Genomic DNA, 24,515 nt, shown 5'->3' with positions numbered 1-24,515 from the left:
GTTGTACACAGCATTTGCGGCTCGCCAACATACTATCGGCCCCTGAAGGCGGCCAATGATCGCGCCGCCGCGGCGCCGCTACCGATCATCTGCCGGGTAGTTGCATTCCGCGTATCTACTATCTACTATCTACTGACGTAGATAGTACTTGCGCCGTTCTCGGCGCGGGCGCCCCTAAGAGCCAGGGGCGTTGGTCACGGCTCTGGGCGCGCGATCCCCTCATCTCGCGCGCTCGGAGCCGGCCTTCGGGAGTGAGGGCGACGACTCGTGGCGTCGCCCTCACTTTTGTTCTACTAGCAGGGCCGCCCGGGCCGTCCGCCGTATGGCCGCCCGCGGCGAACGCAGGCCACGTTTCCCGCCATGACCCCGTCGCCGGAAAGTGTTGCCGCAGCCTGGGTTCCGATCAGCTCACGATGATTTCGGTGCTCATGCCGAGTTCTCGATGGTTTCCCACCGAGCACCACAGCGTGTAGGTGCCGGGCTCCAAATCGACGGCCAGCTCACCGGATTCGCCTCTTTCGATCCGCGGTGTGCGCCGCGACTCCACACCTGGACCCTCGATCGCGAGATCGTGGGAGACCGATCCGGAGTTTTCGACGACGAACGTGTATGCACCCGCAGTCGATGGGGGGTTGGCTATGTTGATGGAGAACTCGTTCTCGCTGACGGCGATCTGTGTCGAGTTGCCCGGGCTCGATGTGATGGCGGATTCTCGATCGGTTGCCGCGCCGGGATCCCCGCCCCCAGAGCTGCATGCCGCCAACGCCAGTGCCGACAGCGCGGCCAGTGTCGTAAGCGCCTGCCGCTTTGTCCCCCAGCCTCGTCTGGGCGTCATGGCGTCTCCCTGGTGTCCATGTAGACCGAGCTTGTCGCCAATTCCACAGATTACTCTCCGGACCGGCGAGGGTCTATGGATGCGCAAGCGGCGGCGAATCCCCTCACCGCCATGGCGCTGGAGCAGCGGTGGAGCGCTGCGATCGTGGATCGCTGCGGCGGTTGGTCCAACTTCCCGGCGAATGCCGACACTGATCGCAACGTCCGCGTCCGAATGTGGATCGCCGAACGGGGCTGTTGCATTCCTCGGCAGCCCTGACTACCGTTCTACTGAGTAGAATAGTACTTGTGCCGAAATGGTGATCCCGGCACAGGGGCACCCCTAGGACCGGGGGTGTCGGCTGGGGCGGAGGCGTGCGATTTCCTTCATCTCGCCTCCGCCCCCGTCATCGAAAATGCGGTAGGTGACGAGGTCGGGGCGTCACCTCCGCCCTTCTCCCGCAGCTGCCTGGTCGCGACGGGGCTGCCCGGGGGTGTGATGCAGTTCGGCTGGCGCGTTCTCAGGCTGGCGGATGTCGGTCCACTGTCACGCACATTGCATTTCGCCTCCTGTGGGTCGGCTCCGGATGTGAGGGGAATCGCCGCGGCCGGAGCGGTCACCGAAGAGCAGCAGCGCACAATACCCGCGGGGGGTATGATGGGGGTCATGCGGTCGGAGGCGCCGCAGAGCAAGGAGACGATCAGCCATGACCACCACAACTGTGACCGTGACCGGAATGACCTGCAGCTGCTGCGCGAATTCGGTGAACAAAGAAGTCGGCAAGATTGCGGGTGTCACCGCAGTGGAGGCTGACTTCGCCAGCGGGCGCGTGACCATCGAAGCGGCAGATACCGTCGAGCGAAGTGTCATCGCCGCTGCTGTCAGCGAGGCCGGCTATCAGCTTGCCGACTGATCGAACCTGTCACTACCTCTAGCCAGATTTTCCCAGTACGGAACGGAGCCTGCGATGGGCACCACGACGCAACCGTCCACCCGGATCGAGTTGGCGATCGGTGGCATGACCTGCGCGTCGTGCGCCAATCGCATCGAGAAGAAACTGAACAAGCTCGACGGGGTCACCGCCACGGTCAACTACGCCACGGAGAAGGCGCGCGTGGAATACTCCGGCGACCTCACGCCCGAGGACCTGGTCGCCACGGTCGAGGAAGCCGGTTACACCGCCGCGCTCCCGATCTCGAAGGCCGGGAAACCGGACGCGTCAGCACCCGAAGGCGACGATCCCACGGCCTCACTGCGCGAGCGTCTGCTCATCTCGCTGGTCCTGACGGTGCCGGTGATCGCGATGGCGATGATTCCGGCACTGCAGTTCACCAACTGGCAGTGGCTGTCGCTGACACTGGCCGCGCCGGTGGTGATCTGGGGTGCCTTGCCCTTCCACAGAGCGGCCTGGACCAACTTGCGCCACGCCACCGCCACGATGGACACCCTCATCTCCATCGGCACGCTCGCCGCGCTCGGCTGGTCGCTATACGCACTGTTCTGGGGTACTGCGGGTATGCCGGGCATGACGCACCCGTTCGAACTGACCATCGCCCGCGAAGGTGGGGCCGGGAACATCTATCTCGAGGTGGCGGCCGGAGTCACCACCTTCATCCTCGCCGGCCGCTACTTCGAGGCCCGATCCAAGCGGCAGGCCGGTGCCGCGCTGCGAGCGTTGCTGGAACTGGGCGCCAAAGACGTATCGGTGCTGCGCGACGGCAAGGAACAGCGCATACCGGCCGAGCAACTCGCCGTGGGCGACTTGTTCGTCGTGCGCTCCGGTGAGAAGATCGCCTCCGACGGCGTCGTCGTGGAAGGCTCCTCCGCGGTCGACGCATCGATGCTGACCGGGGAATCGGTGCCCGTCGAGGTCAGCGTCGACGACGCGGTGGTCGGCGCCACCGTCAATGTCGGCGGCCGGATCGTGGTGCGTACCAGCCGTGTCGGCTCTGACACCCAGCTGGCCCAGATGGCCAAGCTGGTGGAGGAAGCTCAGAACGGCAAGGCCCAGGCGCAGCGGCTGGCCGACAAGATCTCCGGCATCTTCGTCCCCATCGTGATCGCCCTGTCGGTGGCGACCCTGGGGTTCTGGCTCGGCACCGGAGGCTCTGTCGCCGCGGCCTTCACCGCCGCGGTCGCCGTGCTGATCATCGCCTGCCCCTGCGCACTAGGCCTGGCCACGCCCACCGCGCTGATGGTCGGTACCGGTCGCGGCGCGCAGATGGGTGTCCTGATCAAGGGCCCGGAGGTGCTGGAATCGACCCGGCGGGTCGACACCGTGGTGCTGGACAAGACCGGGACCGTCACCACCGGCAAGATGAGCCTGCTCAAGGTGTATGCCGCCGACGGCGAGGACGAGTTGCAGATCCTGGAGCTGGCCGGAGCGCTCGAGGATTCCTCCGAGCACCCGATCGCGCAGGCGATCGCCAAGGCCGCCCGGGACAAGCTCGGCGACCTCGCGCCAGTACAGGGCTTTGCCAACGTCGAGGGCCTGGGTGTGGAGGGCGTAGTCGCTGACCGCAGGGTTGTCGTCGGGCGTCGCCGAATGCTGGCGCAGCGAGCGCAAAGCATGGACTCGGACTTGGAACGAGTCATGGCCGTCGCCGAATCCGAGGGGAAAACGGCCGTCGCGGCGGCCTGGGACGGGAAGGCGCGCGGTGTCCTGGTCGTCGCCGATACCGTGAAACCGACCTCCGCCGACGCGATAACCCAACTGCGTGCGCTGGGGCTGACACCGATCTTGCTGACCGGCGACAACGCGGCCGCGGCGCGGGCCATCGGCGAGGAGGTCGGCATCGAGGAGGTGATTGCGGAGGTGCTGCCGCGCGAGAAGGTCGATGTCATCACGAAGCTGCAAGCCCAGGGCAAGGTCGTCGCGATGGTCGGCGACGGCGTCAACGACGCGGCGGCTCTGGCCCAGGCCGACCTCGGCCTGGCCATGGGCACCGGCACCGACGTGGCGATCGAGGCCAGTGACCTGACTCTGGTCCGAGGCGATCTGCGGGCCGCGGCGGACGCGATCCGGTTGTCGCGCCAGACGCTCGGCACCATCAAGGGCAACCTGTTCTGGGCGTTCGCCTACAACGTTGCCGCCTTGCCGCTGGCGATGGCAGGTCTGCTCAACCCCATGCTCGCCGGTGCGGCGATGGCGTTCTCGTCGGTGTTCGTGGTCAGCAACAGTCTGCGTTTGCGAGGCTTCCGCTCCAGCAACAGCTGACGGGCGAATGCCGCCCTGACGCCACGCCAGCTCGCTGCGCAGCGAGCTGGCGTGGCTGTCGGGCCGCGATATACGCAATCAGTTGATGTCGATTGTCCCGTCGAAGATCAATGGCGTCGGGCCCGGTTGGCATCCCCGGAAGCTGTTCGTCGGCATCGGGACTCCGTAGCCGATCCGGCTCGGTTCCCCGTTGACGCCCTTGGTGACAGTGATCTGGATGGCCATCGAGTCCGGTGCGAACATCATGACCGGTTCGGCAGTCGTGATCGGATAGATCAGCGAGACGGTGTTTCCGTTGATCGTCAGACAGGTCACCGGGCCGGTCACGCGTACCGGTAGCGGCATATTCCCCAACCGGCCGCTCGCGACATAGGTGCCCGTCGCCGGTCCATCGCCGGTGCCTTGGGCGTCGATGTGGAGCACGTTCATGCCCACCACCTGCATATTGCCGTCGATCGATACCGAGCCTGGGTCAGCGGCGGCCGCTCCAGCACTCGCGGCTATCGCTGCGGACGCCAGGGCCGCGGATGCGGCGAGTCGAGTGAGCTGAGCAATCATTGGTATGCCTCCTCAGTCAGTGTTCCCTGCGAGCCGCATACCCGGCATCCAGGCGTTCACGCGACCCTCTGCCCCTGACACGTCGTGCCGGTATCGTCACCGACCTGTCCCCATTGTGTGCAACGGGGACCGGTCGCTGGGGATGCGGAACTGCGCGTCACGCTACGCTTCGTGTCCGTAGTTGCGGTGAAGGCTTTGTCGCCGGGCGCGTCACTTCGAGGAGTGCTGGATTGTCGGTGTGATCAGGCCAGGTCGACCAGGACGACCTTGGCGGCGCCGACGGCCTCGGCGATCGCGGTCTGCACCTCGGCGGGCACCTCGCGGTTGACGCGCAGCACCACGGTGGCGCCCTCGGCGTCCACGTCCTGGCTCAGCTGCGCGGCCAGGATGTCGATCTCGGCCTCGCCCAGCTTGGTGCCGATCTTGCCCAGCGCGCCCGGCTTGTCGCTGTAGTTCAGCACGGCCAGGTTCAGGCCCTCGGCGCGCATGTCGTAGTTGCGGCCGTTGATGTTGACGATCTTCTCGACCAGGTTGGGCTCGGTCAGCGTGCCGGCCACGTTCAGGGTCGAGCCGTCGCCGAACACGGCGCGCAGGTCGACGACGCTGCGGTGGTTCGGGCTCTCGGTGGCGGTGGTGACCTCCGCGGTGATGCCGCGCTCCTTGGCCAGCGCCGGGGCGTTGACGAAGGTGACCTGGTCCTCGACCAGCGCCGAGAACACGCCGCGCAGCGCGGACAGCTCCAGCACGGCCACGTCCTGCGAGGCGAGCTCGCCGCGCACCTGCACCTCGACGCTGACGGGCAGCTCGTTGGCGATGGCGCCGAGCAGCGCGCCCTGCTTGCGGACGACGTCGAGCCACGGCGCGACGACATCGTTGACCGCGCCACCGGTGACGTTCACCGCACCCGGCACGAACTCACCGGCCAGCGCCAGCAGCACCGACTTGGCGACATCGGTGCCCGCGCGGTCCTGGGCCTCGGCGGTGGAGGCGCCCAGGTGCGGGGTCACGACGACCTCGGGCAGCTCGAACAGCGGGCTGTCGGTGCACGGCTCGGTCTCGAACACGTCCAGACCGGCGGCCCGCACGTGGCCGGACTTGATCGCGTCGGCCAGCGCCTGCTCGTCGATCAGGCCACCGCGCGCGGCGTTGACGATGATGACGCCCGGCTTGGTCTTGGCCAGGGTCTCGGCGTTGAGCATGCCCTTGGTCTCGGGCGTCTTGGGCAGGTGGATGGAGATGAAGTCGGCGCGCTCGAGCACCTCCTCCAGGCTCAGCAGCTCGATGCCGAGCTGGGCGGCACGCGCGGGCGAGGTGTAGGGGTCGTAGGCGACGATCTTGGTCTCGAAGGCGGCGAGGCGCTGCGCGAACAGCTGGCCGATGCGGCCGAGGCCGATGACGCCGACGGTCTTGCCGAGGATCTCGACACCGTTGAACTTGCTGCGCTTCCAGGTCTTCTCGCGCAGGGTCGCGTCGGCGGCCGGGATCTGGCGGGCGGCGGCGAGCAGCAGGGTGACGGCGTGCTCGGCGGCGGTGTGGATGTTGGAGGTCGGGGCGTTGACGACCATCACGCCACGCTCGGTGGCGGCGGGCACGTCGACGTTGTCGAGGCCGACGCCGGCACGGGCGACGATCTGGAGCTTCTTGCCCGCCTCGAGCACCTCGGCGTCGACGGTGGTGGCGGAGCGCACGAGCAGCGCGTCGGCCTCGGGGACCGCGGCGAGCAGGGCCGGGCGGTCGGGGCCGTCGACCCAGCGAACCTCGACACCGTCACCGAGCGCGTCGACGGTCGACTGGGCGAGCTTGTCGGCGATCAGAACTACAGGACGGCCTGCTTGGCTCACTGTGGGGTACTCCTCTGTGCTGGGTTCGACGATGAGTTCGTGTCGAACGGACTACGAATATCTACGTAGTTAGACAGTAGATATCGGCTCGGTGTGGAGCAACCGATCCGAGGTGTGGCGCGCGCCATGGCCTGCTGGGTGCCGGCTCCCGCAACCCGCGAGACGATCGCCCCGTGGCCGGTCGAGTCCGCCGGTTCGCTGCGGTTTCGCCCCCCGGTGGCCGGGTAATGCACCGACGACCAGCTGGAACTTTTCGTCGAGGAGGAAACTCATGGGTACCGTCGCTGAACTGCTCGACTCGTATCCGGCCGATCTCGGCCAGGTCGACCGGAATGTACTTGCCACGTGCATCGAACGATGTTTCGAATGCGCACAGGCCTGCACCGCGTGCGCGGATGCCTGCTTGAGCGAGCCGAGCGTGGCCGAAATGGTCAAGTGCATCAGATCCGATCTCGACTGCGCCGACATCTGTGACACCACAGGAAGAGTGTTGTCGCGTCACACCGGCTACGACGCGAACTTGACCCGAGCGGTTCTCGAAGCCTGTGCGACCGCGTGCGCGAGCTGCGCGGATGAATGCGAACGCCATACCGCCCACGAACACTGCCGGGTCTGCGCGCAGACATGCCGACGCTGTGAAACGGCGTGCAGGGAATTGATCGCAGCCCTCGGCTGAACGCCGACTCGGCGCGCCCGGGCAGTCGAGCCGCATATCCGGCGCGGCCACGACGGCGCTGGATATGCGGAAATGAATCATGTTCACGTCGATTGCGGGCACCCGAGAGCGATGCTACGTAGGAAAGTCGTAGAAACGGTCGGCTTTGCCCGTTGAGCGCGCCGGGATCTCTCCTCCGCAGGCTTAGGTTCCCTCACGCCTTTCGGGTAGAGCAGAGATGATCGCCACCGACATCAAAGCGGACAGCACTACCGTCCCGGTGGCGAGTTCTGCCGACCACGCGACTCCCGGGCCGAGCTGCAAGGCCGCGAACTGCGCCGACCACAGCATCGTCGGCAGCGCGGCCGCGACAACCGCCACTGTCGGCACCCGGGGCATCCAGGCTGTGCCTACCGCGACGAGCCCTTCGATGACCAGCCCGGCAACGACGGCGGCCACCACGACCGAGGGGCGGGTGAAGTTCTGCACGGTCTGGGCGAGGATGGCCAATGCAGTGACGAAGGCTGTGATCGCACCGACGGGCAATCGCCGCCGCTTCAGCAGCAGCGCAACCGGGACCACGACCAGCGCGGTAGTGATCAGATAGGCGCCGAGTCCGGCCTGGGCCGGGATCTCGGTGGCGTAGTGCGCCGGGGTGCCCTCGGGGAAGTCGCCGACTGCGCGCAGTGGTGCGTCGGTGGTGAACGCGGAGACATAGCTGAGGGCAAAGCCGACGATCGCGGTGATGGCAGTCGCGGCGATGACCGCGGGCACGGCCCACAACGGTGCTGAGGGCTGTTTGATCTGGGTCGCGCGCAGCGGGCCGGAGAACAGCAGAACGGCCCCGGTGAACAGGAGTAGGTGAGTCGGGCTGACCAACGCGTCGAGCCCGGATTCGACCCCGAACCTCAGATGCCACGCCATGTCCGCGAGCCCGGCGGCGGCGAAGACGCCGACCCCGGCCAGCGACCCACCGTACCCCCGCGGCATCGACACCGCCGCCGACATCAGCGATCGACCTGTTCTACGGCGCCGCACGCCCATCGTCAACAGCAGGGCAGCCGCTGCGCCGACGCCGGAATACAACAGCAGATGCCACCAGGTGAAGAACGAGTCCGGTAAATCCAGGTAGTGCGCACGCCCGTCCAGGTGTACGGCCAAGACGATCCAGACGCTCGTGGCGGCCATGGCGAGGTCCTCGCCTCGGGTGCTGTCAGCGGTTCGCGCCTCGATGCCGGCGCGATCACTCCCTTGTGTTTTCACCACGGCCAGGCCCCTTTCCGATTCGATGCGAGTCCCGGTGACCCACGTCACCAATATACCCCCGCTAGGTATATGGGTAAATGGCTCGATACCTATACCCCCTAGGGGTTTACATTCACGAGATGATGTCGTAGCGTCTCTCCTCGGAAAGCAACGCCACACAAGGAGACCCGGCCATGAGCACCACAACCACCACGAGCACCTACGTCGTTTCGGGCATGTCCTGTGGCAGCTGCGTCGGCAAGGTCAGCGCCGGACTCGAAAAGCTCTCTGGCATCGACGACGTCGGCATCGATCTGACCAGCGGCGCGGTCACCGTCACCGGCGCCAGCGCCGCAGACGCCGCACTGATCCAGGCCACCGTCGAAAACCTCGGCTACGAACTCGTCCAGAGCTGACCCCGGCCGGTCGTCGTGTCCCCGCCCACGGCGTGACACGACGACCGGGAATCGGGGGCCCGCAGCGTCCCATGACGGTCGCCACCCTCAGCTAGACCTGGTGCCCCGCACCGACACAGGACCAGAAGGACACCCCCGATGACCTCGTTGTTCGCCCACCGCGACTACCTGCGGTTGTTCACCGCGCAGATGACCGCGCTGTTCGGTACCGGCTTGACCACCGTCGCGCTCGGACTGCTCGCCTACGAACTCGCCGGCGCCGACGCCGGCGCGGTGCTCGGCACCGCACTGACGATCAAGATGCTCGTCTACGTCACCGTTGCCCCGATCGTGGCCGCCTATGCCGACCGTTTCCCGCGAAGGCTGTTCCTGGTCGCGCTCAACATGATTCGCGGGGGCGTCGTGCTGGCGTTGCCCTTCATCGACCAGATCTGGCAGATCTATGTCCTGATCGCGATCCTGCAAACCGCCTCGGCCGCGTTCACTCCGACCTACCAGGCCGTGATTCCCGACATCCTGCCCGACGAACGTGACTACACCCGCGCGCTGTCGGCCGCTCAGCTCGCCGCGACCATGGAAACGCTGCTCAGCCCCATGCTGGCCGCGGCCGCGTTGACCCTGATCAGCTTCCACTGGCTGTTCGTCGGCACCGCCATCGGCTTCGCCGTCTCGGCGGCCCTGGTGGTCTCGACCCGCATCCCTGACGCCGGAGCAACGACCCAGGGCAGCTTCGCGAAGCGGATCGCAGTGGGCATGCGGATATTCGCCGCCACACCACGGCTGCGCGGGCTGCTGGGGCTGAACCTGGTCGTCGCCGCGGCAGGCTCGGTGATCATGGTCAATACCGTCAACTACGTCCGCGACACCCTCGGCGGATCACAGACCGGCGTCGCGATGCTGTTGGCCGCCAACGGCTTCGGAACGATGATCATCGCGCTGTCGCTGCCGCGAGTCCTCGACCGCACCGGTGCCCGCCCAGTGATGCTGGCCGGCGCCGCGACCCTGATCCTCGGGCTCGGGTCGGCCATCGCCCTCTCGACCGCCGACGCCGGCCAGTGGCGGTGGGCCGCCGCGAGCGCGGTATGGGCACTCATCGGCGCCGGCACCGCCGGCGTGCTCACCCCGACCGGCGCGATCCTGCGGCGCTCCTCGCAGCCGGCCGATCGCGCGGCACTGTTCGCCGCCCAGTTCTCGCTGTCGCACCTGGCCTGGCTGATCACCTACCCGATCGCGGGATGGCTGACCAGCGCCGCCGGATTCACCACCACCTGGGTGGTGCTGATCGGCCTGGCAGGGCTCGGCGCCACCGTCGCGGTACGGAACTGGCCACGCAACGAACCCGCCGAGATCACCCACCTGCACGAGGTCGGCACCATCGACCCCGCCAGGCTGGCCGACGCGATCCGCATCAGCGACCGCATCTACCAGCACACCCACCCGTTCGTCATCGACGACGCACACCGACGCTGGCCCCGCGAAGCACGTGAACCCGTCCTCGTCGGATAGCCGAAAGCGGATTCAATTACCTCGCATACGAGGGCTCTGAGCATGTGATCGAGAAAGAGGGTGGGGCCGCACAACCAAGTGCGGCCCCACCCTCTCCTGAAAGACGAGGTAACGATGCACACCTTCACAGCGGTGATCCTGCGGGTCGCCCGCCATCCCGCCACCCGAACCGCCGCGGCCTGCGTTCTGGCTTGCGGCGCCGAAGCCCTCCGCGTCGCGCTCGCGGGCCAGCCTGTCAAGCCTCAGCGCCGCTTCGAATCCACCGGCCCGTAGAGCCACAGGGCGGCGCAGGCCACAGGGCGTCGAGGGGCCGAAGAATGCCTACTTTTGTCCCAGCAGAGTTTCCATCTGCGTGATCTCTTGCTGCTGTGTGGCCACGATGGTCTCTGCCATTTGTTTGGCCTGAGAGTTGGTTCCGGAGGCGATCTCGGTTTGCGCCATCTCCACCGCCCCGCGGTGATGGTCGATCATCATCTGCAACCACATCTTGTCGAACTCCGGCCCCGACATCGCCTCGAGCGAGGACATCTGCTCCGGCGACATCATTCCGGGCATGTCGTGATTCATCGCGCCACCGGCGGGATCCGGCTTCCCGGCGCTGGCCAGCAGCGATTGAATCTGGGTCATTTCAGGTTGCTGAGCTGCCTTGATCCCGGCAGCGAGGTCGATGACCTGCTGATCCTGCGAGCGTGAAGGGACCAGCTCGGCCATCTGCACGGCCTGCTCGTGATGCGGGTACATCATCTGCAGAAACGTTACGTCGGCGTCATTGAAGGTACCCGCCGGAGCGGTGCCGGTAGCCGCACTCGTCGAGACGGCGGTTGTCGTTGAGGAATGGTGGACCGGTGCCGAATCGTCGTCATTCCCGCAGCCGGCAACGACCAGGGCGACCAACCCGATACACGGAACGAGCCTTCGAGCGATGATGGAACGTCGAGACATGTGAACTCCTCAGGAGTGGGACATGATCTTCTCGTCGAAACACAAACCAGCGGCCCGCGCGGGACCCACGCAGGGCCGCGCAGATATCGGTGGCTCCCGACGGACAGTGCAGCACAGCCTAACCCTTTTGGCGTCGTTCACATCGGCATGGACGGGAACATCATGTTCCACATGTCGCGCAGCATGTTCATCATCTGCATGCACATCCCGGGCATCACTGTTCACCTCCTCGCGCACACCCCCACAAGGCGCGACTACCCTCGACCGCTGGAAATATTCGCCGCGCCTGCTGCTGCTCGGCGGATGTTCAGGCGGGTCCCAATCCAGCCCGGATCACTGTGATCAGCCGGGCTACCGCAGCGTCGGATGATGCCGCGACGGCGGCATCCAACGCATGTAGGCAATAGATTGCCAGCTCATCGGCAGGGGTATCCGTCCTCACCGTCCCGGTCGCCGCGGCGGCGGCCACCGCCTCGGTCACCAACTGGCGAAGTCGTTGTTCGGCGTGGTCGACGTGCGGGCCGCTGTGGTGCACCATCGCGCCGAGATCGCTGTCGTGACGGTGCCTGGACTCGCGAAGAATCCGCGCATAGGCGCCCAACAGGGCATCCAGTCGTCGGGACGGATCGGATTCTGTATCACTCACCGCCACCAGTTGCTCCAGGTGGTGACCGACTTGGCGCTCGTGCCAGGCGGCAAGGATCGCGCTTACATCGGGGAAGTACTTGTACAGCGTCGCCCGCCCGATCCCGGCCTGCTCGGCGATCCCCGACATCGTCATCGAGGCGACCCCGTGCTCGATCGCCAACCGCGCGGCAGTGTCGAGGATCGAGTCGCGCACCGTGCGGCGGTGCGTGTCGATCGTCTCGCTCCACAGCTTCGGCACCCAACCAGGATACAGCCTGCCATGGGCATAGACAGATCGTAATTGATAGAGACATACTGTCTTGCAAAACTATGATGCGCTGACCGAAGGACTCCAGATGACAAACAACTCCCCGCAACGCCCCCACGGCCCGAATACGCCCCGCTGGGTGAAAGTGACCGGAGTCGTCGTCGCGTTCTTGGTGGCGGTGCTCGTCATCGGACTGCTCATCAGCGGCGGCCAGCACGGGCCAGGGCGGCACAGTCAGTCGGCTGCGGCGCCAGCCAGCGCTCAGCTCGTGCGATGCTGAGCCCGCGCGGGCGCAAACTCGCCCTCACCGTGCACGTCAGCATCTCGGTCGGCTGGCTCGGCGCGGTCCTCTCTTTCCTGGCCTTGGCCGTCGTCGGGATCACCAGTTCCGACGTGCAGCTGGTGCGTGCGATCGACCTCGTCGCCCGACCACTGGCGTGGTGGGTACTGGTGCCGCTGTCAGTGGGCTCACTGGTGACGGGGATCGTTCAATCCCTGGGGACACCATGGGGTCTCATCCGCCATTACTGGGTGCTGTTCAAACTCGTGCTCAACGTGGTCGCAACGGCGATCTTGATCCTCTACACCAGTACGGTCGACCACTATGCGGCTGTCGCCTCGCGCCCCGACTCGACTCTGCTCGAATTGCGGGCGCCGACTTTTATTGTCCACGGTGCAGCCGCGTCTATCGTTCTGGCTGCTGCGATGATCCTGGCGGTCTTCAAGCCCCGCGGCCTCACACCGTTCGGGCTACGTATTCGGCAGGCCGCAGCAGAAGGACGAGTCGGGCGATGATTCTGCCCAGGTTCCACGGTGCCCGCGTAGTTGCCTTGATCAGCCGGCGTGATCCCGGCGGCGAGGCGCTGTCGGATGGCCTGGAACTCTTCGGGTGGGCGCGGGTTCCAAGTCGGTGCGGTCAGAGAGTCAAGCGGTAGGTCGTGGACTCGCGTGGGGCGAATCCGAACCGCTGGTTGGTAGAGCTGGTTCGCGGCGGACCTCTTCGGGTCGAAGTGAGGTCGACCATGCGTGCTCCGTGGTTCTTCGCGATGGCGAGCGCGACGTTGGTCAGGTCTCGTCCGATGCCGTGCCCTCGCGCGGCTTGGTCAACAACGACATCTTCGATGCGCGCTCGCAGTCCGGTGGGAATCGTGTATATGACCAGAGTCAGCGCACTGACGATCGTTCCCCCGAGACGCGCGGTGTGCAGCCGCGTCGAAGGGGTATCGATGACCGCTGCCAGGACATCGCGAGCCAGAGTCGCCGCGGTGGCGGACAGCAGCGGTAGACGGTCCAGCGCTGCGAGTGTCTTCGTCTAGCCCGCCGCCGACTGTCGGCCAGTGAAGCGCTGATGGAATTTCCATGCGTCGGCCACGATTTCGATGATGTCGGGGCGCGTGGGTCGCCAGCCGAGTTCGCTTTGTGCGAGGTCGGACGAGGCGTAGAGGACAGCCGGGTCTCCAGGGCGACGGGTAGCTATCTCGGTCTCGAAGGCCGCACCGGTGACTTTCCGTATGGCGTCGAGAACCTGGTGGTTGGAGAACCCGATGCCGTTGCCCAGGTTGTAGATCCGGTGCTCGCCGGGCTGGATGGCGTCGAGTGCGAGCAGGTGGGCTTGGGCGAGGTCGGTGACGTGGATGTAGTCGCGGACGCAGGTGCCGTCCGGCGTCGGGTAGTCATCGCCGAACAGTGAAAATTTGTCGCGTAGTCCTGCGGCGGCGTCGAGTGCGAGGGGGATCAGATGGGTTTCGGGGGTGTGGCGTTCGCCGATCATCGTTCCGTCTGGGCAGGTGTGTGCGCCTGCGACGTTGAAGTAGCGCAGGCTGATCGCGCCGAGCGCGCTGGCGCGGGTGATCGAGGCGATCGCTTTGTCGACGGCCAGTTTGGTGTCGCCGTAGGTGTTGACCGGGTTGGTCACGGTAGTTTCGAGGATGGGGACTTGGTCGGGTTCGCCGTAGACGGCGGCGGTGGAGGAGAACACCAGACGAGGCACCTCGGCCTGTTGGATCGCGTCCAGTAGAGCCAGTGACGCGGCGGTGTTGTTGTCCCAGTGCCATTGCGGGTGAGCCATGGACTCGCCGGCCGCGATGAGCCCGGCGAAGTGGAGCACGGCTTCGAAGCCCGCGTCTGGGGTGAGTACTTGGGCGATGTCGTGCACGCGCAACTGGTGGAACGTTGCTTCGGCGGGGATCTGCTGGTCGTCGTTGCGGGAGAGATCATCGACGACCTCGACGTGGTGCCCGGCGTCGAGCAGGAGCCGGGTCACGGTGGCACCGACGTACCCAGCGCCACCGGTGACGAGGATCTTCATGTGGTCTGCACTTTCATCGCGAGGAGGTGGTCATGAATTTCTCGTTGGTGCGCGGCGAAGTAGGCCGAGGGACCGGGTGCGGGTTTGGTCCCGGTCCAGCCGGTGACGCGCGACCAGATCGCGGCTTCCACCGTAGCGAGTTCACCGGGGTGCGGTTTCGCTACCCAGGCTGCGGCGACTTGGCGGGCGAGGTCGTGGGCGATGCGGTGGTGGCGGGCGATGATTTGGCCGCTGCTGGTGACCGCGTAGCGGCTCAGCCGCACGGCGTCGGGGCGCGGGCCGCCGAAGACGTAGTCGAAGCGGCGGAACGCGTCGTGCAGGTAGTGCCAGAATCTGCCGGGGTCCAGCGGTGGTTGTGTGGGGTTGGTGCGCCATCGCAGCTCGGCGCGCATTTGTTCGGACAGGTGTGGGGCCATGTTGGCGAAGTCGTGGTGGGAGTAGGCACCGTCCAGCATGGCGGTGGCGCGTAGCACTTTGATGCAGAGGCGGTTGACGAGCAGGTGGAATTGCGTCGTGTCGTAACCAGCGAGCCATTTGGTGTTGAGGTCGTGCCAGTAGTGGGCTTGCACGTAGTACAGCAGGATCTCGTAGGCGTCGCGGTCATCGAGCCGCACAGAAGTGTGTTTGGGCAGTCCGTGGCCTGCCAGGTCGAGTCCGAGGTTTTTGAAGTCGTAGCCCAGCGAGGTGCGCAGGAGGCGGTATCGGTGTTCGGGCAGCACCATGATGTCGACTGCGGGAAAGCACCTTTCGGCCATCGCCCGTAGTTGGTCGAGTGGTGTTGCGGGTTCGGGCCCGGAGTGGACGTAGAGCAGATCGACGTCGCTGATGAGCACTCGGCCACCGTGGTGGTGGATCCAGGTGGGCTCGCCGCGGGCCATCGACCCGCCCAGGATCAACCAGTCGTCGCTCGGGACCAGGCGTCCGAGGGCGACCAGATCGTCGGCGATTCTGTGTGCGGCCGCGGCGAGATCTTGGGCGTCTGGCAGCCGCCGGGTGATTGTGTCCGCGAGGGTGGCGATCCGGCTGGTATCCGCTGTGGTGGTCATGGTCAATCCTCCGCGATCGTGAGTGGAAGCGGGAAAGCGCTGGCGGCGACTGGGGTTTCTTCGTGGTCCTTCTTCGCGGTCAGGTGTGGGCACAGTGATCCGCAGATCGTGCAGGGTGCGCCGGTTTTGAGTCCGGCGTTGATGAAGGCGTTGGTGGCCAGTCCTGGGTAGAGGGCGTGGGTGGCTTGGACTTCCCAGTCGTTGGCTCGCCGTGCCACCGAGATGGCGCGCTGGCGTGCGGTTTCGGTGGTGTTTCCTCGGCCGAGTTCCAAGGCGGTGATGGCGACTTTGACGTTGCGTACCGCTTCGGCGGTGTCGATTCCGGTCGGCATCAGGTAGTGCTCGACCTGGGTGATGGAGGCGAACATGTCGCCGCCGTGCGCACCCGCGGTGGCGACGCCGATCGTGTTGACGATCGAGTCCAGGGTGACCGCGTTGTCGATGACCATCGGCCCGGCCAGCCACAAGGGCGCGCCTCCGAGTGCTTGTTTGTAGGCGGGGATGAGTTCGGGAATGCGGTGCAGCGGGATGTGTCCGCCGGTCTCACACAGCACCTGCACACCGGCGTCGAGGGCACGCTTGCGCAGTCCGGCGAGCAGTTCGATCTCCCGCCATTTCAGTTCGTCTCCGGCGTCGGCGGTTGCGCCGGGGCGGAAGATGTCGCCCAGGTCGAGCACGACTCCACGGCGGCGGCAGATTTCGAGAATCCCGTCGAAATGCTCGTGCAGTGGGGATTCGGTGTTGTGCATGCGCATGTAGCGGGCGATCAGCCCACCGCCGCGCGAGGTCGTCGGCATGATCCGGTCCGATTTCTCACTCAGCCGCGCCAACTCGGGGTTGATTCCGGCGTGGATCAGCACGAAATCCACCCCGGAGTCGAGGCCGAGTTCGAAGCGCTCGAGGAACTCTGCGCAGCCGAGCTTGTTGCGGGGCTGGGCGAACAGGTCATAGGTCAGGCAGCACCCCAGCGGCACGCCCACGACGTCCTTGAGTTCGCGGCGCAGCGCAATGCCTTCGGGGTTGGTGGTCAGGTCGATGACGGCGTCGGGTCCGGCGGCGTTGATCACCGCCATGCTGTCGACGATCGCGGCGCGGTCGGTGTCGCGCGGGCCGAGACCGATCAGCGCGGTCACCTTCCGGCGTGTCCCGGCACCGACGAGGATCGGGCTGTAGCCGTCCTGGGCGCGGGAGTCGTTGGACCGCAAGAACACCATCGTGCCGTTGGCGACCGCAGCAGCGGCCTCCTCGACGTCGATGCCCTCGCGGGTACAGGTAGCGACGAACTGAGGGTCAGTCGAATCGATCATGGTGAATCACCTTTCACAAGAGAACATTTGGGGAATCAGCTGTCGGAAACCTGGGCCGGTTTCCGGTCCCGAGCGGCGTGCGCCGCCGGGGCGCGGCCAGAGTCGGCAGGTTGTTAAGGCTTGGTGATGCGATGGTGGGCGGCGTGGCCTTGGTCGGTGAGGGTGTAGACCGTGTCTGCGCGGGGGGTGTCGGCATCGTCGGTTGCCGTGGCGTAGGCGTTGGTAGCTAGCCAGCGCAGCGTGATGGTGACCGGTCCCACCACGCGCCCACCTGCGATCTGGCGGGCGGTCTTCGGGCCGGTGGCCAACGCCCAGACCGCTGCTACCTGAGCCCGGGTGAATCCGCTGCGGTGCATTCGCGAGAATCGTTGCGCCATTGTTCGACTCCTTCATCCCGGGAGATGACCCACGGCGGCATAGGCGCTAAGCTCCCACTCGACGGGGTGAAATCCCTGACCCACGCGGCTGCCGAATTCGGGCCGCCACCGATGGGGTGCGACGAGGCCAGGCGACAGCAGCCGGTACGGGGCGAGCATGTCGGCCACGGTCGCGTGGTCGCGTGGCCGGTACGGGATGGCGTGGAACGCGAGATGGGCCGCCGACTCGCGGATGTCCTCGCCGAACACGTCATCGGTGATGTGGCTGAAGATGATCCAGCAGCCCGGTGGCAACGCGGAGGTCAGCTCCATCAGCATCGCCGGGGCGTCGGGCAACAGTTCGGCGGTGCCGGACAAGCAGATCGCGAGTGGTTGACCGAGGTCGAAAAGCCCAGCGATCTGATCGAGGACGGCGCAAGTGTCGGTGATGTCGGCCAGGGCGAAGCGCCGGTTCGGGCTGTGCGCGAGTAGGGCGTGAGCGTGAGCGGCGACCAAGACATCGTGGTCGAGGTAGAGGACGCGAGCGGACTCGCCGCGGTGTGTGGCGGCGTCACCGACGTCGGGAGGGAGCGCGATGCCGCACCCGAGTTCGACGTACTGGTGCACGGCGTGTTCGCGGCTGAGGTATTCCACAGCACGCAGCAGGAACCGTCGCCCCTCGCGTAGCGCGACGACGAACCTTTTGCTCACGTCGGCTGCGACGATGCGGTCGATCTCGTAGTTGTCCTTACCGCCGAGCAGCACATTGGCGACACGCGCACTGCTGGGTATGTCGTGTCGCAGCGCGACCTCGTGATCCGCCATATCGAACAACTCCAGTGGTTAGAGGGGCTGCCGGGCCCCGACCGCTCTCGGCCGTGACGAGGGATGCGGCCTAGCAAGGGCGGGTCGGGCCCGGCAGCGGGTCAGGTGGTTCAGATGCCGGGGCCGACGTGTTCGGCCAACGCGCGATCGAGCAGGGCTCGGGCGTGCTCGCCGTAGCGGGCTTGGCCGGCGAGCAGGTCGAAGGTGCGTACCGCGAGGGCGATCTCGTCGGCGCCGCTGGTTTCGACCGAACCGGTCACGGTCTCGATCGCGACTCCCGATTCGTCGTGGATGACGAAGTTGTCGGCCTGGCCGATGAATTCGGCGTCGAGCGGGATGATGCCGATCTCGACGTTGTCGCGGCTGGTGAGGATGTCGCCGAGCTGGCGGATCTGGGCCGCCATCACCGCGTGGTCGCCGACCGTGCGCCGCAACGCGGCTTCGCCGATGAGCATGTGGAAGCTGTGCCCGGGTCCGTCGAGCACGGCCTGGCGCTGCATCCGCACCGCCGCGGTCGCCTCGCTGTCGTCAGGCAGGCCGAGCACGGCGGTGCACTTGGACAGGATCGCGCGGGCGTAGGCGAGTGTCTGCACCAGGCCGGGCAGGATCTCGGGGCTGTAGCTGCGCTGGTATTTGGTGTCGGCCTCGATGTCGATCAGGCTGCGCTGCAACGTTTCCAGGCCCGCGTTGTCGGTCGCCTCGTACCAGCTGGAGTAAGACATGATCTAACCTTTCATTCACTTTTCAGAAGTTCGGGTATCCGGTGGGTATCCACCGGGTGTGGTCGCTGGGTGTGGGGGAGCGCTCCCGGAGGCGCGGGGGTGTCGAGACGGCCTCCGGGAGCGGTTCCCCACCCTCGGACCCACCGGCCAGCGAGCTGGCCGCGCGATGCTGGTCCGAGGTATTCAGGTGGTCCGAGTTGTGTCAGGCGCGGGCGATGGAACTGATCAGCGTCGCCGCGCCGAGGGTTCGGGTGGTGATGATCTGGCGCGGCGCGAACGGCTCACTGCCGGGGTGGTATTCGGTTACGGTGACCGCCCACAGGTCCGCATCACCTACGCGGACCAGCGGTGAGATCGTGACGCAGTGATGGGTGCCAGCCGGGACGGCGTCGATCCCGGCCTGCAACCGGTCACCAGGACCGACGAGGGCGTCGGAGGCGAGGAACTGGCGTGCCTGCTTGGCGGAGCGTTGCACGTAGTAGGCGTAGTTGAACCCCAGGATCGCGCCCGGGCCGCTGGACGTGTCACCCGGTCCGAACCCGGTTACCACTCCCGAAGGGGAGGTGACCTGCGCGCAAGTGACGGTGCGCGAGCCCGCGGAGCCCTCGGGTGCGGTCACGATCGCGATGGTGGTCAGCGCGGCGAGGGTGCCGAGCACGCTCGCCGCGATCCATTGGCGGCGGTGTGAGCGAGGCGTGGTGGTGGTGTCGAACTTGGCATACATGGTGCTGGGAGTTCCTTGGCTCGAGAGGGTTCGGAGGGTGGCCCGGGAGTCGCCGGGAAGCAACTCCGGGGCCGCCTCGGCACGGGCCCGGACCGGGAGGGGTCGTGGTTTCTCGCCGGTTCACGTGCCGGAGGCCATTCAGGTGGTCGGGGGCCGTGACGGGATGGGTCAGGGCTGGAGGTAGAGCCGCTCATTCGGCAGCCGGGGCAGTCCGGTGCACCGGCAGGGGGAGACGGCTACGGTTCCGGGGCGGTGTGCGGCCACGTCGCAGACGAACACCAGCGCGGCGGTCACACAGGCGGCGAATTCCATTCGGACGCTGGAAATCAGCACCGAGAGTCGGACGTCGGGTTCGTCGGGGCGCGGTGACCGTCGGCTCGCGGGCGTCATTGCCGCGCCGACCGGGGTAGGAGTGCTCGGGCGCATTCGATCACCACTTCCCCGGAAGGGCGGAAGGTGCTGGTAGCCGGGGAGATCCAGGTACGGATCACCTGTGAGTCCGGGACCGGGGAGGGTAGGGCGATGTCTCCGTCGCGGATGACCACCACCCGGGCGTGCCACAGCTGCGCGATGACACTGGGATCGGCGATGGGCTGCATGTCGGCTCGCACGAGGAAGGTCCACATCCCTGCGCGGGGGTGGCCGATGATCGACAACGGAGTGACGCCTCGCATGTCGAGGCTGTTCTTGACCTGTTGTGCCAGTCCGGTCGGCATCATCACCGCCGCGACGAGAGATCCCGCCGTCATCGTGATCCGCCCTGTCTGCGGGTCGACCACGGTCGGCAGCGAGCAAATACGACGGTAGAACTCGGACCGGCTGCGGGGCGACTCGGTGAACGGGTGCATCCGCGTGTAGATCGGTGTCATTGCAACTCTCCGGAGGGCTCGGTCACACCGGTCAACCATCCGGCGGTCTTCATCGCGGCGAAATGCTGGACGAGCGTCGGCAGCGAGCAGTCGATTGCGTGAGGGATCTCTGTCCCGGCGAGGGCGCCGGCCGACTCGCCCGGCTCGGCCTGCCTCACCGCGGGCTGCGGTGCGTTCGGCTCGTTGCTGCCGTTCATGCGCGGCCTCCCTGATGGCGTTTCCGACGTGGAGGGAAGCGGGATCGGGCGGTTGTGCCTCGGCTTCCCCCGGACTGGGTTCCTGGTGAAAATCGTGGCCCGCCACCGGTATCGGAAGTAACCGCACAGTGTTGGCGTAGCGTTGGCGTACCGTAGGAGTTTCCGTCCAACAGCGGGATGAAGCTTGCTTGACCGAGTTCACGGCAACAGTGACCACACCCGTGCGCCGACAGCCTCCAACCACTATCTCCAGAGCGGTGCGTAGTTCCTTCCGTGACAGTGGAGTCCTCGGGCCGGGCAGAGTGAGGCGGCTCATCGGCTCGCCTGTCGAGCCGGGCGGCGCTTGTCCGCCGAAACCTGCCATTGCGCGCGCCGGTTGCGGAACACATCGCCGTTGTGGCGCAGAGCATCCAACGCCCGCGCGACGGTCCACGGCGGCACACTCAGGTCATACGCGATCGTCTCGACGGTCAGTGGTCCTCCGGGCTGGAGGAGGGCGAACACATCTTTTTCGAGGGCGGTTGTCATTAGTCACCTCGGTCGGCTGCCAGTAGTCACGGAGTCCGTGTCGGTGGGGGATGCGGACGAACTGACAGTCGCTCCACCATGCGGTTATGGGCAACGCGCACAAGGCATAACCGATATACGCCGGACGCATACCAGCCGCGTGTGCTGGTGATAGCGTCGAAATATTCGCGTTGTGTGGGGTCGGAGCGACGGGAGCGAAGCGATGGCGGAAACAGCCGGAAATGGGCGCACATGCGCTACGTGCGGAAGTGCGTTAAGCCGGTTCAACATCGGCCCGTGGTGTGGCAACTGCTCGCCCATCGCCTCGGCGGACGGACCGCCCGAGATGCCGGCCGAGTTCTGGGCTCACGGCCCGCTGCGCGAGGCACTGGCGAACTGGCATATGGGCGCGGTCATCGAGGAGTACCGCAATCACCCCGCCCACGGGCAACCACTGAGCCAGATCCAGGTAGCACAGTGGCTGGACCTGAGCCAGGCCCAGCTGAGCCGAATCGAGAACGGCCCAGCACCCGAGACACTCTCCAAGCTGGTCAGGTGGGCAACTGTCCTGCGCATCCCGCCAGATCTGCTGTGGTTCAAGCTGCCGAACGTCGCTACCGTGGAGCCCGTGGACCGACAAGGATTCCTGCGTGTGGCCGCAGCTACCGCTGCGACGGTCATCGTGTCACCGGACCGCCTCACCCAGATGCTCAGCCAAGCCCGCACCACCGTCAACCCGACGCGAGTGGGCGCAGTGGAGATCAAACAGATTCACGAAGCCGCCCAGCTATTCGCCCGGTGGGACGCCACCTATGGCGGCGGCCTAGTCCGCGATGTCGTTGTCGCGCAACTACGCGTAGCGGTCGCCTACCTGAAAGCCAACTGTTCCGCGCGCGACCGCGCGGCCCTGCAGATGGCTGTCGGGTCACTCGCGCACACGGCGGCGTTCATGGCCTTCGACGCCTGCGCACATGACGACGCGAACTCGATGTTCGCCCTGGCCCTCGACTGCGCCGAAGAGTCCGGGGCGGTGAACCTGCGAGCGAAGATCCTGTCCTCGATGGCACGCCATGCGATCTGGACCGGCCGCAACCACGACGGACTCGGATACGTCCGCAGGGCGTTCACCGAGGCAGACAAGCTCACCGCTACCGAACGCGCGATGCTGCACACCACCGAAGCACGGGTGCACGCGAAGCTGGGCGACGTTCCCGCAACGCTGACCTCCGTCGCCAACGCCGACCGCGACTTCAGCCGGTGCGTGCCCGGCAACGATCCGGCGTGGATGCGCTACTACGACAGTGCGCAGCACGCGGGCGATACCGGCCACGCCCTGTTCGACATCGCCGTGCACGGCAGCTTCGTCGGTGAGGCACGCGACCGGCTGACCGCAGCCGTCGACGGCCACGCCGACACCGCCGCACGGTCCCGGACGATGTCTACGATCAAACTCGCGTCACTGGTCATGGCCACCGGTGACCCGGCCGAGGCAACCACCATCGCAAACCAAGCCCTCGGTCGAGCACGTGACCTCAAGTCCCAGCGCGCGAACGAGGACATCGCCGAACTCCGCCGCTACGCCCACCGCGCAAAAGTCCAGATACCGACGCCCGCCACCACCACCACATGAACAGCTCGCAGGTCGAACGCATCGCCCGCACAGCCTGCACCGCAGCTGGCATCGACCCAGCCGGGATGGTCCCGATCAAACTCGCTGAGAACGCGATATTCCGAGTACCTGATCAACACACGGTCATCCGCGTCGCGCGGGCGGGCCAGACCGAAGCTGCACGCCGCGAGGTGGAAATCGCGGAATGGCTTCGAGAACAGCATATTTCGGCTGTGCAGCCGATGGGCACTCGCGCCGACTTCGCGGTGATCGACTCGCGCCCGGTGACGCTGTGGAAAGAGTTGCCGCCCCACCACAACGGCAGCGAGCGCGAGATCGGGAGGGCTTTGCGCGCCTTGCACCAGCTGGCCGCGCCGCCATTCCTACCCGAAGTCCAACCGTTCGTCCGGCTCGAGCAGCGCATCGACAGCGCGTCATCGCTGAGTCACGCAGATCGGCGGTGGCTGTACCAGCGGCTCGCGGACCTGCGCGCAGGTTGGGAAAGGTTGCCGACGGGCATGCCATGGTCGCCGATCCATGGCGACGCCTGGGAAGGCAACGTGGTCACCACCGAGGCCGGGGTGACCACGTTCCTCGACCTGGAGCGAGCCTCGGTCGGCCCGCCCGAATGGGACCTCGTCTCCACCGCGATCAAACAAAGCTCCTTCGGCTGGATCTCGGCCGAACGCTACCGTGCCTTCTGTGACGCATACGGCCACGACGTCACGACTTGGGAGGGCTTCTCACTGTTGAGAGACATTCGCGAGCTGCGGATGACCTGTATGGCGGCCCAAGCAGCAGGAACGAAGCCGAACCACGCTGCCCAAGCGCAACATCGAGTTGACTGCCTACGCGGCACCTATGGCCCACGACCGTGGTCGGGATGGCACCCGATCGCCTAACACGGACACGCCGCGAGATTGCAAACGAACATGTCCCACCGCGCGGCGGGGCCCAGAACCGAGGGGCCTCACCGGCGGTGTCGGTTTGTTGGAACGGTCGAGGTGAACCTCAGCAGGCGATGGCGTTGGTGTTGTAGAGGCCATGGACGGACAGGATCTCGAAACATGCTCCGTACTGGTCGATTTCGAGGTTCAGCTGGATCGGGTGCGCGTTGCCGGGTGGGTGGAGACGGAGTGGGATCGCGCGGTGCCAGTTGTAGCTGACCTGCAGGGGTGTGGTGTCCCATGCTTGCCGAAACCCGGGGTTGTCGCGCAGTGTCCGGAACAGTGCTTGTGCTCGGGGTGAGTCGCGGTAGCGGCCGAGCGCGGTGCGTAGGTTGCGGATGTTGTAGGGCAGGTGTTCGTGCCAGTCCTCGATGAGGTCGTGGGCGGTGGGTGTGAACATCCATCGCACGATGTTGTGGTCGGCGTCATCGAGGCCGGGCATGATCCGGTAGAAGACTTTGTTGGCGTGCAGGACGTTTTGGAGTGGGTCGAGGTAGGCGCCCATGACCTCGCATCGGTCGAGGTAGTCGAGGTGGTGGTGGACGCCGTCGTTGGTGAGGTACTGGCGTAGGCCGGTGATCGGTGGTAGCTCGGCGGCGGGGTGCAGCAGTTCTTGCAGGTGTCGCTGTTGGTCGAGGGTGAGGTCGTCGAAGAAGGCGAACAGGCCCGTCTGGACCTTGGGGCCTGGTTTGGTGCGGGTCTGGATGATCTGGTTGAGGCGGGAGATGCCGAATCCTGCTTTGTTGGCGGTGGATTCGCGGGATAGCTGGCGCTTGTGGCGCAGGAATTCCAGGGTGTCGTGGAAGTCGGGCATCCCGGAGAGCGCGAGGGACATGTCAGTGGTCTCGCTTCTGCGGCGGGATGAGGACGATGTCGACGGCGAGCGCAGCACACGGTGCCGGTGGCTGTCGGTGGGTCAAGTCCTGGGGTGTGGTGTAACGGAGTTGGTCACCGCGTGATCGGTTGTTCGGTCAGGCGGTGAGTTCTGCGGGGGTGGTGTCCTCCTGTT

Annotated in this window: 28 protein-coding genes; 10 read left to right on the top strand and 18 right to left on the bottom strand. The window is 66.2% G+C overall.

The window, feature by feature from the left end:
- Positions 1–403: 403 nt before the first annotated feature.
- On the bottom strand, positions 404–835 hold the full coding sequence (locus tag DFR74_RS35705) for a hypothetical protein (protein ID WP_146088986.1): 432 nt from the start codon (positions 833–835) through the stop codon (positions 404–406).
- A 685-nt stretch (positions 836–1,520) separates the two neighbouring features.
- Between DFR74_RS35705 and DFR74_RS33690 the strand changes: the two genes are divergently transcribed.
- On the top strand, positions 1,521–1,727 hold the full coding sequence (locus DFR74_RS33690; RefSeq protein ID WP_054811678.1) for a heavy-metal-associated domain-containing protein: 207 nt from the start codon (positions 1,521–1,523) through the stop codon (positions 1,725–1,727).
- Between the two features lie 54 nt (positions 1,728–1,781).
- Positions 1,782–4,031, top strand: a complete 2,250-nt coding sequence (locus DFR74_RS33685) for a heavy metal translocating P-type ATPase (protein ID WP_054811677.1) — start codon at positions 1,782–1,784, stop codon at positions 4,029–4,031.
- 78 nt (positions 4,032–4,109) lie between these two features.
- Here the strand turns inward: DFR74_RS33685 and DFR74_RS33680 are convergent, their stop codons facing one another.
- Positions 4,110–4,589 carry a hypothetical protein gene (locus DFR74_RS33680; RefSeq protein ID WP_067513555.1) on the bottom strand — a complete coding sequence of 160 codons (480 nt, stop codon included), beginning with the start codon at positions 4,587–4,589 and terminating at the stop codon, positions 4,110–4,112.
- A 242-nt stretch (positions 4,590–4,831) separates the two neighbouring features.
- A complete protein-coding gene (gene serA, locus DFR74_RS33675) occupies positions 4,832–6,430 on the bottom strand; it encodes a phosphoglycerate dehydrogenase (protein WP_054811675.1) in 1,599 nt (532 codons plus the stop codon).
- Between the two features lie 271 nt (positions 6,431–6,701).
- Here serA and DFR74_RS33670 point away from each other — a divergent pair, with 271 nt between their 5' ends.
- Positions 6,702–7,106, top strand: a complete 405-nt coding sequence (locus DFR74_RS33670; RefSeq protein ID WP_054811674.1) for a four-helix bundle copper-binding protein — start codon at positions 6,702–6,704, stop codon at positions 7,104–7,106.
- 183 nt (positions 7,107–7,289) lie between these two features.
- Here DFR74_RS33670 and DFR74_RS33665 read toward each other — a convergent pair whose 3' ends face one another.
- Positions 7,290–8,273, bottom strand: a complete 984-nt coding sequence (locus DFR74_RS33665) for a hypothetical protein (RefSeq protein ID WP_146088985.1) — start codon at positions 8,271–8,273, stop codon at positions 7,290–7,292.
- 251 nt (positions 8,274–8,524) lie between these two features.
- Between DFR74_RS33665 and DFR74_RS33660 the strand changes: the two genes are divergently transcribed.
- From DFR74_RS33660 to DFR74_RS36415, 3 genes are all read left to right on the top strand, one after another.
- Positions 8,525–8,746: a heavy-metal-associated domain-containing protein gene (locus DFR74_RS33660; protein ID WP_054811672.1), complete on the top strand. Its 222-nt coding sequence runs from the start codon at positions 8,525–8,527 to the stop codon at positions 8,744–8,746.
- A gap of 138 nt (positions 8,747–8,884) precedes the next feature.
- Positions 8,885–10,252 carry an MFS transporter gene (locus DFR74_RS33655; protein ID WP_054811671.1) on the top strand — a complete coding sequence of 456 codons (1,368 nt, stop codon included), beginning with the start codon at positions 8,885–8,887 and terminating at the stop codon, positions 10,250–10,252.
- A 114-nt stretch (positions 10,253–10,366) separates the two neighbouring features.
- The gene (locus tag DFR74_RS36415; protein WP_156370593.1) at positions 10,367–10,525 is read left to right on the top strand and encodes a hypothetical protein; all 159 of its coding nucleotides are present in this window, start codon (positions 10,367–10,369) and stop codon (positions 10,523–10,525) included.
- A 48-nt stretch (positions 10,526–10,573) separates the two neighbouring features.
- Here the strand turns inward: DFR74_RS36415 and DFR74_RS33645 are convergent, their stop codons facing one another.
- Both DFR74_RS33645 and DFR74_RS33640 read right to left on the bottom strand, forming a co-directional pair.
- On the bottom strand, positions 10,574–11,194 hold the full coding sequence (locus DFR74_RS33645) for a DUF305 domain-containing protein (protein WP_082392782.1): 621 nt from the start codon (positions 11,192–11,194) through the stop codon (positions 10,574–10,576).
- Between the two features lie 307 nt (positions 11,195–11,501).
- The gene (locus tag DFR74_RS33640) at positions 11,502–12,080 is read right to left on the bottom strand and encodes a TetR/AcrR family transcriptional regulator (protein WP_054811670.1); all 579 of its coding nucleotides are present in this window, start codon (positions 12,078–12,080) and stop codon (positions 11,502–11,504) included.
- 97 nt (positions 12,081–12,177) lie between these two features.
- On the opposite strand from DFR74_RS33640, the gene DFR74_RS33635 reads away from it, so the two are divergent.
- Together DFR74_RS33635 and DFR74_RS33630 are read left to right on the top strand one after the other, a co-directional pair.
- Complete coding sequence (locus DFR74_RS33635; protein ID WP_082392791.1) at positions 12,178–12,369, top strand: hypothetical protein; 192 nt, start codon at positions 12,178–12,180, stop codon at positions 12,367–12,369.
- Complete coding sequence (locus tag DFR74_RS33630; protein ID WP_084538107.1) at positions 12,363–12,884, top strand: DUF2269 domain-containing protein; 522 nt, start codon at positions 12,363–12,365, stop codon at positions 12,882–12,884. The genes DFR74_RS33635 and DFR74_RS33630 overlap by 7 nt, the downstream gene beginning before the upstream one ends.
- Before the next feature lie 121 nt (positions 12,885–13,005).
- On the opposite strand, the gene DFR74_RS33625 is transcribed toward DFR74_RS33630, so the two are convergent.
- From DFR74_RS33625 to DFR74_RS33575, 11 genes are all read right to left on the bottom strand, one after another.
- Positions 13,006–13,317, bottom strand: coding sequence for a GNAT family N-acetyltransferase (locus tag DFR74_RS33625; protein ID WP_325051003.1), 312 nt, complete (start codon positions 13,315–13,317; stop codon positions 13,006–13,008).
- An 84-nt stretch (positions 13,318–13,401) separates the two neighbouring features.
- Entirely contained in the window at positions 13,402–14,397 is a 996-nt protein-coding gene (gene galE, locus DFR74_RS33620) for a UDP-glucose 4-epimerase GalE (RefSeq protein WP_054811668.1), read from the bottom strand.
- The gene (locus DFR74_RS33615; protein ID WP_054811667.1) at positions 14,394–15,443 is read right to left on the bottom strand and encodes a nucleotidyltransferase domain-containing protein; all 1,050 of its coding nucleotides are present in this window, start codon (positions 15,441–15,443) and stop codon (positions 14,394–14,396) included. The genes galE and DFR74_RS33615 overlap by 4 nt, the downstream gene beginning before the upstream one ends.
- Positions 15,444–15,445: 2 nt before the next feature.
- Complete coding sequence (locus DFR74_RS33610) at positions 15,446–16,750, bottom strand: phosphomethylpyrimidine synthase ThiC (RefSeq protein ID WP_054811666.1); 1,305 nt, start codon at positions 16,748–16,750, stop codon at positions 15,446–15,448.
- Positions 16,751–16,863: 113 nt separating this feature from the next.
- Positions 16,864–17,127, bottom strand: coding sequence for a hypothetical protein (locus DFR74_RS33605; protein ID WP_054811665.1), 264 nt, complete (start codon positions 17,125–17,127; stop codon positions 16,864–16,866).
- Positions 17,128–17,139: 12 nt separating this feature from the next.
- Complete coding sequence (locus DFR74_RS33600) at positions 17,140–17,931, bottom strand: SAM-dependent methyltransferase (RefSeq protein WP_054811664.1); 792 nt, start codon at positions 17,929–17,931, stop codon at positions 17,140–17,142.
- 110 nt (positions 17,932–18,041) lie between these two features.
- The gene (locus DFR74_RS33595; RefSeq protein WP_054811663.1) at positions 18,042–18,653 is read right to left on the bottom strand and encodes a DUF5753 domain-containing protein; all 612 of its coding nucleotides are present in this window, start codon (positions 18,651–18,653) and stop codon (positions 18,042–18,044) included.
- Positions 18,654–18,855: 202 nt separating this feature from the next.
- Positions 18,856–19,377, bottom strand: coding sequence for a hypothetical protein (locus tag DFR74_RS33590; RefSeq protein ID WP_054811662.1), 522 nt, complete (start codon positions 19,375–19,377; stop codon positions 18,856–18,858).
- 386 nt (positions 19,378–19,763) lie between these two features.
- On the bottom strand, positions 19,764–20,246 hold the full coding sequence (locus tag DFR74_RS33585) for a hypothetical protein (protein WP_054811660.1): 483 nt from the start codon (positions 20,244–20,246) through the stop codon (positions 19,764–19,766).
- Positions 20,243–20,443 (bottom strand): hypothetical protein, encoded by a 201-nt coding sequence (locus tag DFR74_RS33580; RefSeq protein ID WP_054811659.1) that lies wholly within the window; start codon positions 20,441–20,443, stop codon positions 20,243–20,245. Before DFR74_RS33580 ends, DFR74_RS33585 begins: the two co-directional genes overlap by 4 nt.
- A 312-nt stretch (positions 20,444–20,755) precedes the next feature.
- On the bottom strand, positions 20,756–20,971 hold the full coding sequence (locus tag DFR74_RS33575; RefSeq protein ID WP_054811658.1) for a hypothetical protein: 216 nt from the start codon (positions 20,969–20,971) through the stop codon (positions 20,756–20,758).
- Positions 20,972–21,296: 325 nt separating this feature from the next.
- On the opposite strand from DFR74_RS33575, the gene DFR74_RS33570 reads away from it, so the two are divergent.
- Together DFR74_RS33570 and DFR74_RS33565 are read left to right on the top strand one after the other, a co-directional pair.
- On the top strand, positions 21,297–22,580 hold the full coding sequence (locus DFR74_RS33570) for a helix-turn-helix domain-containing protein (protein WP_104362240.1): 1,284 nt from the start codon (positions 21,297–21,299) through the stop codon (positions 22,578–22,580).
- Positions 22,577–23,461 (top strand): phosphotransferase enzyme family protein, encoded by an 885-nt coding sequence (locus tag DFR74_RS33565; RefSeq protein ID WP_054811657.1) that lies wholly within the window; start codon positions 22,577–22,579, stop codon positions 23,459–23,461. The genes DFR74_RS33570 and DFR74_RS33565 overlap by 4 nt, the downstream gene beginning before the upstream one ends.
- 109 nt (positions 23,462–23,570) lie before the next feature.
- Here the strand turns inward: DFR74_RS33565 and DFR74_RS33560 are convergent, their stop codons facing one another.
- Positions 23,571–24,341 carry an MmyB family transcriptional regulator gene (locus DFR74_RS33560; RefSeq protein WP_054811656.1) on the bottom strand — a complete coding sequence of 257 codons (771 nt, stop codon included), beginning with the start codon at positions 24,339–24,341 and terminating at the stop codon, positions 23,571–23,573.
- Positions 24,342–24,515: the final 174 nt, after the last annotated feature.

The sequence above is a fragment of the Nocardia puris genome, assembly GCF_003315035.1.
Lineage (GTDB): Bacteria > Actinomycetota > Actinomycetes > Mycobacteriales > Mycobacteriaceae > Nocardia > Nocardia puris.
The sequence above is the reverse complement of the archived record's forward strand: the minus strand, read 5'-3'. Positions and strand labels throughout refer to the sequence as shown.